General features: G+C 61.8%; 12 protein-coding genes. 10 read left to right on the forward strand and 2 right to left on the reverse strand.

Features of this window, described 5'->3' with window-relative positions; translation table 11 throughout:
* Window positions 1-59: 59 nt before the first annotated feature.
* The 4 genes from C7453_RS04350 to C7453_RS04365 are packed head-to-tail and all read left to right on the forward strand — an operon-like array spanning window position 60 to window position 3,890.
* Window positions 60-1,094, forward strand: a complete 1,035-nt coding sequence (locus C7453_RS04350; RefSeq protein WP_114726317.1) for a sulfate ABC transporter substrate-binding protein — start codon at window positions 60-62, stop codon at window positions 1,092-1,094.
* Between the two features lie 11 nt (window positions 1,095-1,105).
* On the forward strand, window positions 1,106-1,951 hold the full coding sequence (gene cysT / locus C7453_RS04355) for a sulfate ABC transporter permease subunit CysT (protein WP_114726318.1): 846 nt from the start codon (window positions 1,106-1,108) through the stop codon (window positions 1,949-1,951).
* Entirely contained in the window at window positions 1,951-2,766 is an 816-nt protein-coding gene (cysW, locus tag C7453_RS04360; RefSeq protein WP_114726656.1) for a sulfate ABC transporter permease subunit CysW, read from the forward strand. Before cysT ends, cysW begins: the two co-directional genes overlap by 1 nt.
* A complete protein-coding gene (locus tag C7453_RS04365; RefSeq protein WP_114726319.1) occupies window positions 2,763-3,890 on the forward strand; it encodes a sulfate/molybdate ABC transporter ATP-binding protein in 1,128 nt (375 codons plus the stop codon). Before cysW ends, C7453_RS04365 begins: the two co-directional genes overlap by 4 nt.
* Before the next feature lie 134 nt (window positions 3,891-4,024).
* Here C7453_RS04365 and C7453_RS04370 read toward each other — a convergent pair whose 3' ends face one another.
* Window positions 4,025-6,613, reverse strand: coding sequence for a TonB-dependent receptor plug domain-containing protein (locus tag C7453_RS04370; protein ID WP_114726320.1), 2,589 nt, complete (start codon window positions 6,611-6,613; stop codon window positions 4,025-4,027).
* A gap of 56 nt (window positions 6,614-6,669) precedes the next feature.
* Window positions 6,670-7,443, reverse strand: coding sequence for an SDR family oxidoreductase (locus tag C7453_RS04375; protein WP_114726321.1), 774 nt, complete (start codon window positions 7,441-7,443; stop codon window positions 6,670-6,672).
* A gap of 295 nt (window positions 7,444-7,738) precedes the next feature.
* On the opposite strand from C7453_RS04375, the gene C7453_RS04380 reads away from it, so the two are divergent.
* The 6 genes from C7453_RS04380 (at window position 7,739) to C7453_RS04410 (ending at window position 14,709) form a co-directional block, all read left to right on the forward strand.
* Window positions 7,739-8,911 carry a pyridoxal phosphate-dependent aminotransferase gene (locus C7453_RS04380; RefSeq protein ID WP_114726322.1) on the forward strand — a complete coding sequence of 391 codons (1,173 nt, stop codon included), beginning with the start codon at window positions 7,739-7,741 and terminating at the stop codon, window positions 8,909-8,911.
* A 103-nt stretch (window positions 8,912-9,014) separates the two neighbouring features.
* Complete coding sequence (locus tag C7453_RS04385; protein WP_170143122.1) at window positions 9,015-9,935, forward strand: GntR family transcriptional regulator; 921 nt, start codon at window positions 9,015-9,017, stop codon at window positions 9,933-9,935.
* 158 nt (window positions 9,936-10,093) lie between these two features.
* Window positions 10,094-11,650, forward strand: coding sequence for an ABC transporter permease subunit (locus C7453_RS19085; RefSeq protein ID WP_211311019.1), 1,557 nt, complete (start codon window positions 10,094-10,096; stop codon window positions 11,648-11,650).
* Window positions 11,647-12,423, forward strand: coding sequence for an amino acid ABC transporter ATP-binding protein (locus C7453_RS04400; RefSeq protein WP_114726324.1), 777 nt, complete (start codon window positions 11,647-11,649; stop codon window positions 12,421-12,423). Before C7453_RS19085 ends, C7453_RS04400 begins: the two co-directional genes overlap by 4 nt.
* 13 nt (window positions 12,424-12,436) lie before the next feature.
* A complete protein-coding gene (locus tag C7453_RS04405) occupies window positions 12,437-13,606 on the forward strand; it encodes a M20 family metallopeptidase (RefSeq protein ID WP_114726325.1) in 1,170 nt (389 codons plus the stop codon).
* Window positions 13,603-14,709, forward strand: coding sequence for a mandelate racemase/muconate lactonizing enzyme family protein (locus tag C7453_RS04410; RefSeq protein WP_211311020.1), 1,107 nt, complete (start codon window positions 13,603-13,605; stop codon window positions 14,707-14,709). Before C7453_RS04405 ends, C7453_RS04410 begins: the two co-directional genes overlap by 4 nt.
* Window position 14,710: the final 1 nt, after the last annotated feature.

Genomic DNA, 14,710 nt, shown 5'->3' on the forward strand with positions numbered 1-14,710 from the left:
CGGTCTTCCCTGCATATCTCGATATTTCATCGGCAACTGTCATCGGAATGAGAAACGATATGAAAAACGGTTTCACGGTGCCGTCGCGGCGCGGGTTTCTGGCCGGAACGGCTGCCGCCGCCACAGCCTTCGCCATCGGGGCGCGGCCGCGTCCGGCGGCTGCAGCGACCCGGTTGCTGAATGTGTCGTATGATCCGACGCGCGAGCTTTATGCCGATGCCGGGCGGGCCTTCGCCGCCTTCTGGGCGAAGGCACATGGGGGCGATCAGGTGGTGGTGACGTCCTCGCACGGTGGGTCGGGCGCGCAGGCGCGCTCGGTGCTGGAAGGAGCGCCGGCTGATGTGGTGACGCTGGGGCTGGCTTATGACATCGACATTCTGGCCCAGCATGGCCTGCTGGCGGCGGACTGGCAGACGCGGCTGCCGCATAACTCCACGCCGTACACCAGCACGATCGTGTTCCTGGTGCGCAAGGGCAACCCCAAGGGCATCCATGACTGGCCCGATCTGCTACGGGACGGCGTGCAGGTGATTACGCCCAATCCCAAGACCTCGGGCGGCGCGCGCTGGAACTACCTGGCCGCCTGGGGGTGGGCGCTGCGCCAGCCCGGCGGGTCCGAAGCAACCGCGACCGCGTATCTGAAATCGCTGTTCGCCCATGTGCCGGTGTTGGATACCGGGGCACGCGGCGCCACCAACAGTTTCGTGCAGCGCGGGCTGGGCGACGTGCTGATCGCCTGGGAGGACGAGGCGCTGCTGGCGGCGCGTGACCTGGGACCGGACAAGTTCGATATCGTGGTGCCGCCGGTGACGATCCTGGCAGAGCCGCCTGTGGCGGTGGTGGACAAGAACGTGCAGGCGCATGGCACGGCGGAGGTCGCGAAGGGTTTCCTCGATTTCCTGTTCACGCCCGAGGGGCAGCGGATCGGGGCGAAGCATTATTTCCGGCCGGTCGACCCGGCGATCGTGGCGGAAACGGCATCGGTCTTCCCGAAGACGACAACATTCGATGTCGCGAGTCTGGGGGGATGGACTAAGGTCCAGAAGACGCATTTCGCCGATGGCGGTGTGTTCGACCAGATTTACAGCCGATAACGGATTCTTTCATGGTGTTTTGCCTGCGGCGGCGCGATGGGCTGCCGGGCCTTTCCATATCCATTGCCTTTACGCTGGTTTGGATCGGCCTGATTGTCGTGCTGCCGCTGACGGCCCTGGTGTTGCGCCCCTGGCAGGATGGCGGTGCGGTGATGCTGCGGGTACTGCATGACGGGCGCATGTATGCGGCGCTGCGCGTCAGTTTCAGCTGTGCCGCGCTGGCGGCGTTGATCGACGTGCCCTTGGGCCTGCTGCTGGCGTGGGCTCTGGTGCGGGCGCGCCTGCCGGGCCGACGGGCGGTCGATGCGCTGATCGACCTGCCCTTTGCCCTGCCGACCGCGGTGACGGGTATTACGCTGGCGACTCTCTATGGACCCACTGGGTGGATCGGTGCGCTGCTGGCCCGTGCCGGCATCCGCGTGGCCTACACGCCTGCCGGGATCGTGGTGGCGCTGATGTTCGTCGGCCTGCCCTTTATCGTGCGGGCGGTGGAGCCGGTGCTGCGGGGGCTGCCGCCGGAGTTGGAGGAAGCGGGGCTGCTGCTGGGGGCGAGCCCGTGGCAGAATTTTCGCCGGGTGATCCTGCCGCCCTTGCTGCCGCCGCTGGTGGCGGGATTCAGCCTGGCGTTCGCGCGCTGTATCGGCGAGTACGGGTCGGTGATCTTCATTGCCGGCAACCAGCCGTTCCATAGCGAGATCGCGCCGCTGCTGATCGTGGTGCGGTTGCAGGAATTTGACTATGAGGGCGCCACCGCCATTGCGCTGATCCTGCTGCTGAGTGCGCTGATATGCATGACCGGGGTTGCCGCGCTGCGCCGCCGCGTGTCGCGCGGGCTGGTGGCGCGGGGGGCGGCGTGATGGGCGGACCCTCGCGTGGTGGCAATGCGGTGCTGGTCGCCTGTACCTATCTGACGGTGCTGGCCGTGCTGGTGCTGCCGGTACTGCTGGTGATGGTGGAGGCCCTGCGCGCGGGGCTGGGGGCTGCGTGGCGCAGCCTGCTGGACCCGGATGCACTGTCCGCGATCCGCCTGACGCTGGAGGTGACGCTGGTCGCTGTGATCGTCAACACCGTCGGCGGGGTCATGGCGGCGTGGCTGGTGACGAAATATCGGTTTCGCGGGCGGGCGGCCCTGGTCGCGCTGATCGAACTGCCGATCAGTGTTTCGCCGGTGATTGCGGGGCTGGTCTGGCTGCTGCTGTTCGGACGGCAGGGCTGGTGGGGTGACTGGCTGGACCGACACCATATCCAGATCGCGTTTGCCACGCCGGGTATTCTGCTGGCGACGCTCTTCGTCACCTTTCCATATGTCGCGCGGACGCTGATGCCGTTGATGGAACAGCAGGGGCGTGAGGCGGAGGAAGCGGCATTTCTGCTCGGAGCCGGGTTCTGGCGGACATTGTGGCGGGTGACGTTGCCGGATGCGCGCTGGGCGCTGCTGTCGGGCATTCTGCTGACGACGGCACGGGCGATCGGGGAGTTCGGTGCGGTGTCGGTCGTCTCGGGCCATATCCCGGGGCTGACCGAAACCATGCCGCTGCATATCGAGACACTCTATAATGGCTACCAGACGGTCGCCGCCTTCGCCATGGCGGCGCTGCTGGCGCTGATCGCCATGGCCACCGTTCTGCTGCGGTCGTTTCTCGAGCATGATTTCAGGAAGGCGTCGTCATGAGCGTCCAGATCCAGTCCCTGACGCGGCATGCGCCGAATGCGTCGCGCAAGATGCTCGACGATGTGTCGCTGAGCATCGAGGACGGGGCGTTCGTCGCGCTGGTCGGGCCGTCCGGCGCCGGCAAGACCACGCTGCTGCGGACGATCGCGGGGCTGGATGGGCCTTACGAAGGAACGGTGCTGGTCGATGGCCGGACGCTGGCGGGGCGGCCGATGCGGGAGCGGCGGATCGGCTTCGTGTTCCAGAATTACGCGCTGTTCCGCCATATGACGGTGGCGCGCAATATTGCCTTCGGGCTGGATGTGCTGCCACGCAGGGAACGCCCGGATCGGGGGGCGATTGCCGGTCGGGTGGCCGAATTGCTGGAGTTGATCCAGTTGCCGATGCTGGGGGATGCCTATCCGGACCAGTTGTCCGGCGGCCAGCGGCAGCGGGTGGCGCTGGCGCGTGCATTGGCGACGAAACCGGGGCTGCTGCTGCTTGACGAGCCGTTCGGTGCGCTGGACCCGATCGTGCGGCGGCAGATCCGCCGCTGGCTGCGCGGGCTGCACGATCAGCTTGGACTGACGACGGTGCTGGTGACCCATGACCATGACGAGGCACTGGAGGTGGCTGACCGGCTGGTGGTGATGCAGAATGGCCGTATCGTGCAGGAGGCGCCGGCCGAGATGCTGGATACTGCGCCAGCTACGCCGTTCGTGATGGAGTTTCTGGGCGAGGCGCTGGAATTCAGCGGTCGGATTGTCGATGGATGGTTCCTGCCGGACGATAGTAATGTGCTGTCTTTTCATGTCGGTGGCGGTGTGGATGACGGGCTGGTTACTGCGCTTCTGCGCCCGTATGAGACTCGTCTGGTCGCCGGCGAGGGGAGAGGGCGCGCCATACCGCTGGCGGGCGGGTCGGGTGGTCTGCGGCGCCTGAAGGTCGAACTGGGAACTCGGGAGGTTGAGATCCTGCTGGTTACGGATCAAGTCGGGCTGTTCGGGAGGGATCATGTGGCGCTGGACATTGGCCGTGCACGTCTGTTTCGAGACGATAGGGCTTTGCAGCATATTTCACTCCGTCCTCCGGAACCTGGGCACGGCAAACAACGCCACAACGGTACAGTGACGGATTCCGTCTGAATACCAACCGACGGCCGCCTGCTGTCATGGGGCGGGCCGTCGGGAGCCTTATCCAGCCAGTCCGGCGGGACCAGGCAGGATGGCGTTGTGGCCGGAGGGATTGAGCTGAGGTAAGCGATCAGAGTTGAGCAAGGTCAGAAGGAAGCGTTGATCCGGCCGTAATAATAGCCGCCTTGGATGCCCAGGCTGGATGATGTGAAATCATACAGTTTTCCGCCATAAATGCTGAGATCCTTGGGAAGTCTGCGAGGGCGAATATTGAAGACATTGTTGGCACCTACAGCGAAAGTCCAATGTCTGTTCATTCGGTAATTGACCTCGATATCTGTCAGCCATGCGGGCGTGTTTACAAAGCGTCCCCAGCATACGTTCGAGTAGCGCAGTTGGGCACCATTGCACGTCAGGCCGGCCGGCGTGGCATCCTGGTATGTGAGCATGGAAACCGTTTCGCCGTAACGTGTTTGGCGAACGTTAATGCCCCAGTTGCCTATGGACCAGTAAGCGTTGAGGATGATCTTGCTCTGCGGGGAGCCAGTCGTCAGATAGGAAACCGTTTGTTCGTTCAATAGCGGCTGACCATTGGCGTTGGTCGCTATATGAGACATGCGGGTACGGTTAATGTTCAGCGACAGGGATAGATTGACCGTACCGTATTGTTTTAACTTGAGGAGGTAGTCGGAGGCGATATCTACCCCTTGGGTGCGGGTGTTGCCGACATTTGCGAAGTAGTTGGCAACGATATTGGAAGGGTTAATACCCGACGGAATTGAAATGCCGCTCAATTCGATCGCCTGGCGTGCCAGGTCGCCATAGGTCGATCCACCCCCGAAGATGCGGTCGCGGATATTGATCTGATAGACGTCGGCCGATACGTGCCATCCGTCGATCGGCTCCAAGATGATCCCCCCCTCGACGTTTGTTGATCGCTCGGGTTTGAGCTGAGAGGCACCAAGCAGACGGCCGCCTGCGCTGGTCGTCGCCAAAAGGCCGGTTGCGCCGGTCGGGGATGAGATCAGGGAACTGTAATGTTCTTCGGACAGCGTGGGAGCGCGGAAGCCGTTGCTGATTGTGGCACGCACGGCAATGCGTTTGCTGAAATCGTATCGGGACGATATCTTGCCATTCTCGGTATTTCCAGCGTCCGTATAATGTTCGAAGCGGCCAGCGAAATCGAGATCCCAATGCTTGAGAGGATGAAAGTCGCCATCCAGATAACCGGCCCAGACGTCGCGATCCCAGGTGCCTGCACTTTCCGGCCGTATGCCGCCATAGGCCTGGGTTCCGCCATAGAGATATGAGGCGGGTTCACCGGCCGTTATATTGTAGGTTTCCAGACGGTGTTCGGCCCCGAGTGCTAATGTCATCGGAACGCGGTGAAGAATATTGATGTTCCGACGCAGATCGAGGTTATTCGTCCATTGGGCCATGCGATAGGATTCGGCACGGACGGTCGTCGGACTGTATCCGGTGATGGAATATAGGTTGGTGTTGAAGGAATTCTTGACGCCGATGTCGTCCTCGTCCGCGCCATAGGTCGTGCTGAGATCAAAGTCAAAGCCGAGAAGGTGATGTCCCTTTACCCCCAAAGTCGCGGCGTAATCGTTTTCCTCGATCGTGAGAAGGGGGGTGAAGCCGTAAGGGTAGGCTGACGGTGCTATCGTCGGTAGACGATATATTTGGTTGGATTCCGAGTGTCTGTGGCCGTAGGTGATCAGGCCGTAGCCCTCGATATTTTCAGAAAATGGTTTCCCGAACTCGATTCCGAGATTTTCTCTCGTTTCCTCCGGAGTGCTTGTCTGCACGTTCGAGTGCTGCGGAACCTTGAGTCCCAGATATTCGGAATTGCCCGGCGTCAGGCGCAGATCGGAGGCAGTCGCGACCATATGGTCGGTATGGTAGACCTGCCCACTCATATGGACGTAACCGTCACCAAGAAAGCTCCAGCCACCGTCGATATTCGTCTGATATTGCCAGCCATTGCCAGTATAGGCATTCGCACCGGTCTGCGCAGACATGTTCAATCCGCTAGGAGTTTTTTTCAGAATGATATTGATGACACCGGCTATGGCGTCGGAACCATACATGGCGGCTGCGCCATCACGCAGAATCTCGATATGATCGATGGCGTTTGAGGGAATCATGTTGAGGTCGACGGGAGTCGAGCCTTGGCTGGGCCCCTGGTCGGCATATATGTTGCCGGTGGTGTGTCGTCTTTTTCCGTCGACCAATACCAGGACTTCGTTGGGATTGAGGCCGCGCATTCTGAGGGAAGCCGTGAGAGCGCCGGCCGTGATCCCTACAGCCTGAATATTGAGAGAGGGGTCGAGCCTTGTCAGTGACTGCGCGAGATTGACTTCGCCTGAGCGGCGCAAGGTGGCCGCATTGATTACCGTGATGGGGGCGGTCGAATCGCGCGCGCGGCGATTGTAGGCGTGCGTACCGGTCACAATGACGGCTTCATTGGCGGAAACCGGTCCCTGCGGTACTGCACTTGTCTGTCGAGGTGGGGAAGAAGATGCGCTGGCCCCCTGTTGAGGCACATTATTACCTGGAATCTTTTTCGTTCCGTATTTGGAACTATTTAAGTGGTCTGCACCATCGCTTTTCGACGCATTCTTGTTGGAAAGGGGCGCTGATACGGTTGATGATGCCGCGTGTGCGGCACCAATGGTCAGAATTGTTGTCGCGAGTAAAAGGTGAATGCTGCGGAAGTGGCGGCGCATGGCTTCTGTCTCTCCTAAATATGTGTGTTAAGAGATTATCTAATTAAATAAGTGGGTTAGATCGCTGCGATCAGCCCGCCGTCCACGCGGACAAGGCTGCCTGTGATGTAGCTGGCTCGCCTGCTCGCGAGGAAAGTGAGCGTTTCCGCAAATTCAGCCGGGTCGCCATAGCGTTGCATGGGAATGGCGCTGCGTGAGGCTTGGGCGATCTGCTCGGGGGTAAGTCCTCTCCGTTTGGCAGCCGCCGCATCGAGTTCGTCGACGCGTTCGGTATGGATGCGGCCGGGCACCACCGAGTTGACCGTAACGCCGTCCGCCGCGACTTCCGCCGCCAAAGTCTTGGCCCATCCAACGATGGCGGGGCGGAGCATGTTCGAGAGACCCAGATTGGCGATGGGTTGAAGGACACCCGACGAGACGATATTGAGGATTCTGCCGAATCCACGCTCGCGCATGCCGGGAAGATATTTGCTGGCGATCGCGACGGGGACGCGAACCATTGTATCGAAGTGGCGCCCAAGAGTGGCGATGTCGACGGCAGCGATCGGACCAGGCGGCGGGCCGCCACAATTCGTGATGACGATATCGACTGAGTCAATCGAGGACAGGGCCGCAGCGACGTTTTCAAGATTCTGAAAATCCGCGACGCAGAGGGATGCGCTGCCGCCACTGGTGCGTATGGCATCGCACGCCGCCTGCAGGGTCTCTTTCTTTCGCCCGGTTAGGATCACATGTGCGCCTTCGCGGGCAAGCGCTTCAGCGCACGCTTTTCCAAGACCGCGACTGGAACCCATGACCAGGGCAGTTCGTCCTTCAAGTTCGAGGTTCATTCGAATACCTTTTCAATCTTCCGATATTCTGCGCCGCTTTCAGGCAACTTCGAATTCGAGTTGTAACGTTCTGACTTCGTGACGTCCTGACATGCACATAATCCATTATCGAAATAAAAATCCAGCCCAGATTGATCTAAATGACAAAATAAATACAATGCGTGACGGAAAGCGGGGGCATCGGCGCGCCCCGAGCCGTTTCATTGGCTCGTGATGTGGGATTAATGCATTGAATAATAATAATTTGTCTGAGATTTCCGCTGCGGCGACCCGTTCTGGGCGTCTCTCTGACCGGATGTCGCGCGTTGGGGCGTCGCCGACGGCTGCGGTTTCGGACCGGGTGCGTGCGGCCGCGGCGCAGGGAATCGCCATCACCAATCTGGGCGAGGGAGAGCTGGATTTCGCGACGCCAGCGCATGTCGTGATGGCGGGGAAGTGCGCGATCGACCGTGGAGAGACGAAATATACCGCAGTTTCCGGAACGGTGTCCTTGAAGGAAGCGATTCGGAAAAAATTCGAACGCGACAACGGCATTTCGTTCCGGAATGCGGAGATTATCGCGGGGAATGGTGCCAAGCAGCTTATTTTCAATGCATTTCTGGCGACGCTCGATGATGGTGACGAGGTGATCCTGCCTGCGCCGTATTGGGTGTCGTATCCCGATATGATCCGCCTGACCGGGGGGCGGCCGGTTGCGGTGGGTACGACCATGGCGTCGGGATGGAAATTACAGCCCGAAACGTTGCGATCTGCCATTACGCCGCGTACGCGCTGGTTGGTGCTCAATTCCCCCGGCAACCCGACGGGGGCGGTGTACACAGCCGCGGAGCTGCGTGCGTTGCTGGAGGTCCTGGACGGGTTTCCCGATATTCTCGTGCTGGCGGATGATATTTACGAGCCGCTGCGCTATGGGGTGCCATTCTCCACGCCGCTGCAGGTAAGGCCGGACATGCGTGAGCGTGTTCTGACGGTCAATGGCGTGTCGAAAAGCCATGCCATGACGGGGTGGCGGCTGGGCTATGCAGCGGGGCCGGAATGGCTGGTGCGGGCGATGGATATTCTGCAGTCGCAGAGCACGTCGAACCCCAGCAGTATCAGCCAGGGCGCGGCTATTGCGGCACTTGTCGAGCCGCCTGTCTTTCTGGAGGGGTGGCTGGAAACGCTGGCAGCCCGCCGGGCGATCGTCATGGATATGGTCGCACGGATTCCGGGCCTGCGTGCCTGGCGGCCGGAGGGTGCTTTTTATGTCTTTATCGACGTGAGGGAGTGGCTGGCTGGCTCGGGGCAGCCGCTGGGCATTGTCGATGATGTCGGCATGGCGGCATGGCTGATCGGGTCCGCACGGGCGGCACTGGTGCCGGGGACGGCGTTCGGGGCACCGGGGCATCTGCGACTGGCCTTTGCCATCGAGACCGATACGCTGCGGGCGACCTGCGAGCGCATCGTCGCGGCGTGCATCCCCGTCTGACGGGCCCCGTTGCCGGCGGACGCCGTTTGGCAATGCATACCGGCATGCTTATGATAGCATGTCGGGCGTCGCCTCTCCGACATGTCGCATTGCAGGAATGACAGTGAATACGAGTGCCTTGCTCCCCGTGCGGTCGAGTGTCCATCGGCAATATACGATAGCCAACGCGATCGTCGACCTTCTGAGACGGGAGCGGGCGGAGCGGGGATACCATCTGCGCGAGCAATGGCTGAGTGATCAACTGGGCCTTTCGCGTACGCCGGTGCGGTCCGCATTGCAGATCCTGGCGTCGCGCGGGATTGTCCAGGCGCGGCGCAACCAGGGATATTTCCTGGAAATGGCGCTGGATTCGATCAACGAGATCGCGCTGTCGCCTCCTCCGACGCCTGACCAGGATCTTTATATCCGTCTGGTCCGGGATCGGCTGGCCGGGCGGATTACCAACGACTTCACGCAGAGAGACCTTGCCGCGCTTTACAAGGCTGACCGGACCGTGATGCTCCAGACGCTTCGGCGACTGACGGATGACGGGTTGCTGCAATCGAACGGGGCGCGGAACTGGTCGTTCGTGCAGGCACTGGATAACGGGGCGGCCCTTGAAGAAAGCTTCCAGTTTCGTCGCATGTTCGAGCCCCAGGCGATTCTTCTACCCGGTTTCCGGGTCGATCATGCGCAACTGGAGCTGAGCATCCAGCAGCATCGACAGATTGCGTGCGCCGATGTCGATGCGCTGGAGCCTCGGGTCCTGTTCGAAGCGGACAGTCGTTTTCATGAGATGGTTGCGGAGTTTTCTCATAACACTTTCGTCGTCCAGGCGATGCGACAGCAGAGCCGTCTGCGTCGGCTGCTGGAGTTCGGCGGTTACTCGAACCGCGCGCGTGTGCATCTTTGGTGCGAGGAGCATCTGGCCGTCATGGCGGCGTTAGGTGAGGGGAAATTGCAACGCGCCTCCATTCTTATGTCGTTGCATCTCGATCAGGCCCTCAGTGCGGCCCATGTGCTGATCGATATCCCAAACGCCTGATTTTCTTATACTTTAGAGACAATTTTCCGACTTCGGCAAGCAGGGTACGGGGTGAGGGACGCCTTCTCATTTCGTGCTTGACATGATCGTGCGAAAGGAGTTGTCTTAATTTATAAAAAAAAGACAATCCTGCACGTATCCAAACGCTCTGGAATCTCATGTCGCTGCGTGACCTCAGGTCTTTTGTTTTGCCTCTTCTGTTGTTCGGTGCGATCCTGCCCGCGCGGGCTGAAGGTCTGGCTGTGGCCGGGAAGCTGACCTACGGGACGGCTGCGACGTTTGCGCCGTTCGAGTTCGTGCAGAATGGAACGCTGACGGGGTTCGACATCGACCTTGCCCAGGTCGTGGCCGGAAAGATGGGGGTGCAGGCCGACGCTGTAAACATGGAGTTCGGTGGCCTTATCCCGGCATTGCAGGGCGGTCGGATCGATCTGATCAATTCCGCCATGTATCTGAGCCCCGAGCGGGAGCAGGCGGTGGAATTCGTTCCGTACATGACCATCGACAACATGGTGCTGGTCCGGGCGGAGGGGATATCGGCGATTACCGGTTATGATCTGAGCCTTTGCGGAAAACGTATTGCGGTCACGCTTGGCGGGATCGAGGAACGCGATGCTCATGTCGCGGATCGCACATGCCGCGACGCGGGGCGGCCGCCCCTGACGGTGCTGGCCTATCCCACTGCGCAGGATACGGCCCTGAATCTGTTGCAGGGGCGTGCCGACGGTGCGTTTACGTCGCGCTTCGGAGCCGCGGTGCTGGAGGCGCAGGTACCGGGCGGATATCGCGTCGTCGGTACACCGTTCGGAGAGAACGCCCGGATCGGGTTCGCCATTCGCAAGGGGGATGGCGAACTCCATGCCCGCCTGCAGCAGACATTGGACAGGCTGCATGCCGACGGCACGTTCGACCGCCTGTTGCGCAAGTGGCATCTGGAGGCCGACCGGTTGCCCGGCGGGACGGGGGAGGCTGCCAGGGTGGTCCACCCGGTGTGGGATGGGCTTGCCTATATCGGTGACTTTGTCGTCTCCGCGCCCTTCCTGCGCGGTGCGGGCATGACGATGCTCCTGACCGTCGCCTCGCTGGTGCTGGGCAGTTTCGTCGGGGTGCTGGCGGCACTGGGGCAACTCGGGCAGGCCGGTCGTTTCCTGCGTGGGCCGATCTTTCTGTATTTGTGGCTGTTCCGGGGTACGCCGGTGCTGTTGCAAATCGTCTTCGTGTACAATGTGTTGCCTCTGCTGGGCGTGCGCCTGCCGGCGTTGACCAGCGCCATCGTCGCGCTGTCGCTCAACGAAGGTGCCTATATGGCTGAAATCGTGCGCTCGGGCCTGGATGCCGTGCGACCGGGTCAGCGGCAGGCTGCGCTGGCGCTAGGCATGTCGCCGGTATCGGTGTTTCGTCATGTCGTGGCGCCGCAGGCATTTCGGGTCGTGTTGCCCATGCTGGGCAACCAGGTCATCGGGATGTTGAAGACCAGTTCTCTCGTCTCGGTCATTGCCGTGCAGGAACTTCTGCTGGTCGCGGACCAGACTGCCAGCGCCAATTTCCGTTATCTGGAAGCGTTGAGCGCCGCCGCGCTGTATTATCTGGCGTTCACGACCCTGTTCATGCTGCTTCAATACAGGTTGGAGCGATATTTCTCGCCCCGCCGCAGGAGCGATAACGGACGGGGATGGCTGCGTCATCTTCTGCCGGCCGGGGGGGATGTGCGATGAGCGGATCGGCACCCGTACTGTCGCTGCGCGGCCTCTGCCTGACGATCGGGACCCATCGGATTCTGCACGATTGCACGCTGGATCTGGCAGAAGGGGAAACCGTGGTCATTCTCGGGCCATCGGGCTCGGGCAAGTCCACGCTGATGCGATGCCTGAACCTGCTGCTCCGTGCCGATAGCGGGCAGATCCTCTTTCGGGGACGAGACCTGATGGCTCGGCATGTGTCGGCCACCGAGGTCCGGCGGATGATCGGCATGGTCTTTCAGGATTATTGCCTGTTCGAACATCTCGATGTACGCGCCAATCTTCTGCTGGCGCCCCGGACAGCCGGGGCTGGGTTTCTGGCGGATGCCGATGTGCGGGCAATGAATCTGCTGGCGGCTGTCGGACTGGCGGACAAGGCGGACCGCTATCCGCATGAACTGTCGGGTGGCCAGCAGCAGCGTGTCGCGATTGCGCGCGCGTTGGTCATGCAGCCCGAACTGATGCTGTTCGACGAACCGACATCAGCTCTCGATCCGGAATCGATCGAGGCGCTTCAGGCACTTTTCCGGTCCGATGCCCTGGTCGGAATGACCAAGATCATCGTGACGCACGACATTGCCTTCGCCAGCAAGGTCGCGGATCGCATCGTCTTCATGGAAGGCGGGGAAATCGTGGCCGAGGCTGCCGCCGGCCAGGCTTTCTCCGTGGATGCCAGTCCCCGCCTGCGCCGGTTCCTGACGCATGCGATGCCCCATGCGGGTGCATTTTCTTCTTCAACCGATCTGTAGATGGTTTTTTACGATGAGCTGTAGTCCGGATATCAACAGGCTGGTTTCCGATCTGGCGGAAATGATCGCCATGCCGAGCGAGAATCCGCCTGGACATGAGACGGAAGTGGCGCGTTTCGTCGCACGGGAACTGGAGCCGCTGGGCTTCGAAATCGCCATTGCCGAATATGCGCCAGATCGGCCCAATATTTCCGCCACCTTGCGCAATGGCCCTGGCCCCGTCTTCGCCTTCAACACGCATATGGACACCGTGCCCGTCGGATCGGGGTGGACGCATGAGGCGCTGCGCATGACGCGCGAGGGCGAGCGGCTGTATGGGCGTGGCGCATGCGACTGCAAGGGCTCGCTGGCCTCCATGCTGGAGGCCGCGCGTATTCTTGCGACCTCGCGCGCGGCGTGGTCTGGCACGCTGATTGCCGTTTTCGTGGCGGACGAGGAGGTTTCCAGCCAGGGAGCGCGCTTTTATACCCGCGACTGTCCGGCGATCGATTTTGCGATTATCGGCGAGCCGACCTCGAATGCCGTCTTTACGGCGCACAAGGGAAGCCTGCGCCCGATCGTGCTGGTCGAGGGTGTGACCGCCCATTCGGGCACACCGGAACTGGGCCGGAACGCGATTTATGACGCGGGGCGGTTGATGGCACGGATCGAAGCGCATCATGGCGGGGTGATCCGCCATATCACGCATCCATTGGTCGGCAATGCCAGCCTGTGTGTGACGCGCATCGGCGGCGGCAAGGCCGACAATGTGGTGCCGGACGCCTGTGAATTGCTGCTGGACCGCCGCCTGGTGCCGGGCGAGGACGAAGAGGCAGCCAAGACCGATATCCTGGCCCTGCTGGAGCGTGCCCGGCAGGAAGAGGGTATCGTGGCGAAGGTGATCGGTTACAAGCCGACCACGGGGGGCGCGACGCAGACCGCGCCCGACGCGCCCCTGAGCGTGGCCGCTCTGGCCGCGGCGTCGGCGGCGGATATTGCCCGGCCGGGGCCGTTCGGCTTTCAGGGTGCATGCGATCTCGTGCATTTTCGCGAGGCTGGCGCATCAGGCGTGGTGATCGGTCCGGGCGACCTGGCCAATGCGCACAAGCCCGACGAGTTCGTGACCATCGGTGAACTGGCCGATGCCACGTGCATTTATGTCGATATCGTCTGCCGTCTGATGCCGCCGGTGGTGAAGGGATGAGCCTGCGCGCCACCCTGCGACGCGCGCAACTGCACTATGCGGGTGGGATGGCGGTGCATACCGCGTCCTCCGGCGCGGTGCAGGCGCTGGACGCGCTGTATCTTCTGCTGGACGACGGCGTGCATCGGGGCGTCGGCGAAGTCCGGCTGAACATAGCCTATCTGACCGGTCTGGCGCCGCAGGAGGTGCTGGATGCGGCACGGCGCTTCGTATCGCAGAGCGACTGGCCCGAGGCGAGCGCGGATTTGCGGGCCTTTGTCGTGGGACTGCCTCTTTCGGTGCCGGCGCCCGTGCGGATGCTGGTCGATCTGGCCGTCCATGATCTTCTGGCCCGGCGCGAGGGCGTTCTGCTGGCCCACATGCTGGGTGGGACCGGGGTGGTTCGTTATCCGACCAATCAGACCCTGTTCTTCAGCGGTATGCCGACCTTTCAGCGTCGCTGCATTGCGTATGTAGCGCGGGGATTCACGCAACTGAAGATTCGCATCGGAGCGGATCTGGATGCCGATCTGGAACGGTTGCGCTGGTTGCGCGACCATTTCGGTACGGAGATTACGCTGTCGGCTGACGCGAACGGGCAGTGGGACGAGCCGGCGGCCCTGACTGCGCTGGACAGGTTGGCGGCGTTCCGTCTCGACTATGTCGAGCAGCCTGTCGCGGCAGGGGACTGGGCCATGCTGGAGCGTGTCGCGGCGCGCAGCCCAGTGCCGCTGATGCTGGATGAAAGCCTGGCCGACATGGCGGCCTGCCGCAGGCTGGCGGAGATGACACGCCCGCCCATGGCGCATCTGAAACTGGTCAAGCTGGGTGGGCTGGCCGCGCTGCTTTCGGCCGCGCGGATGCTCCAGGCTGCCGGTGTGACGCTGATGATCGGACAGATGAACGAAGGGGCGATTGCCACGGCGGCCGCGCTGCATGCCGCGTGCGTGCTCACCCCGCGCTTTGCGGAACTGTATGGCGCGGACGGTCTGGCGGACGATCCGGCTTCCGGCCTCGTCTACCAGGATGGTGCGGTGGGTCTGGCCGGGATGGAGCGGTCGGGCTTTGGCCTTGCGTTCGATGCGACCCTTACTCAACCCCAATTGTTCATGGAGACCTGCTGAC

The organism is Gluconacetobacter liquefaciens (assembly GCF_003350405.1).
GTDB lineage: Bacteria > Pseudomonadota > Alphaproteobacteria > Acetobacterales > Acetobacteraceae > Gluconacetobacter > Gluconacetobacter liquefaciens.

Coding starts and splice junctions, on each gene's coding strand:
- C7453_RS04410 (WP_211311020.1), top strand. CDS start 13,603: ATGAGCCTGCGCGCCACCCTGCGACGCGCGCAACTGCACTATGCGGGT.
- C7453_RS04400 (WP_114726324.1), top strand. CDS start 11,647: ATGAGCGGATCGGCACCCGTACTGTCGCTGCGCGGCCTCTGCCTGACG.
- cysT (WP_114726318.1), top strand. CDS start 1,106: ATGGTGTTTTGCCTGCGGCGGCGCGATGGGCTGCCGGGCCTTTCCATA.
- C7453_RS04350 (WP_114726317.1), top strand. CDS start 60: ATGAAAAACGGTTTCACGGTGCCGTCGCGGCGCGGGTTTCTGGCCGGA.
- C7453_RS04365 (WP_114726319.1), top strand. CDS start 2,763: ATGAGCGTCCAGATCCAGTCCCTGACGCGGCATGCGCCGAATGCGTCG.
- C7453_RS04405 (WP_114726325.1), top strand. CDS start 12,437: ATGAGCTGTAGTCCGGATATCAACAGGCTGGTTTCCGATCTGGCGGAA.
- C7453_RS04370 (WP_114726320.1), bottom strand. CDS start 6,613: ATGCGCCGCCACTTCCGCAGCATTCACCTTTTACTCGCGACAACAATT.
- C7453_RS04380 (WP_114726322.1), top strand. CDS start 7,739: ATGTCGCGCGTTGGGGCGTCGCCGACGGCTGCGGTTTCGGACCGGGTG.
- C7453_RS04375 (WP_114726321.1), bottom strand. CDS start 7,443: ATGAACCTCGAACTTGAAGGACGAACTGCCCTGGTCATGGGTTCCAGT.
- cysW (WP_114726656.1), top strand. CDS start 1,951: ATGGGCGGACCCTCGCGTGGTGGCAATGCGGTGCTGGTCGCCTGTACC.
- C7453_RS19085 (WP_211311019.1), top strand. CDS start 10,094: ATGTCGCTGCGTGACCTCAGGTCTTTTGTTTTGCCTCTTCTGTTGTTC.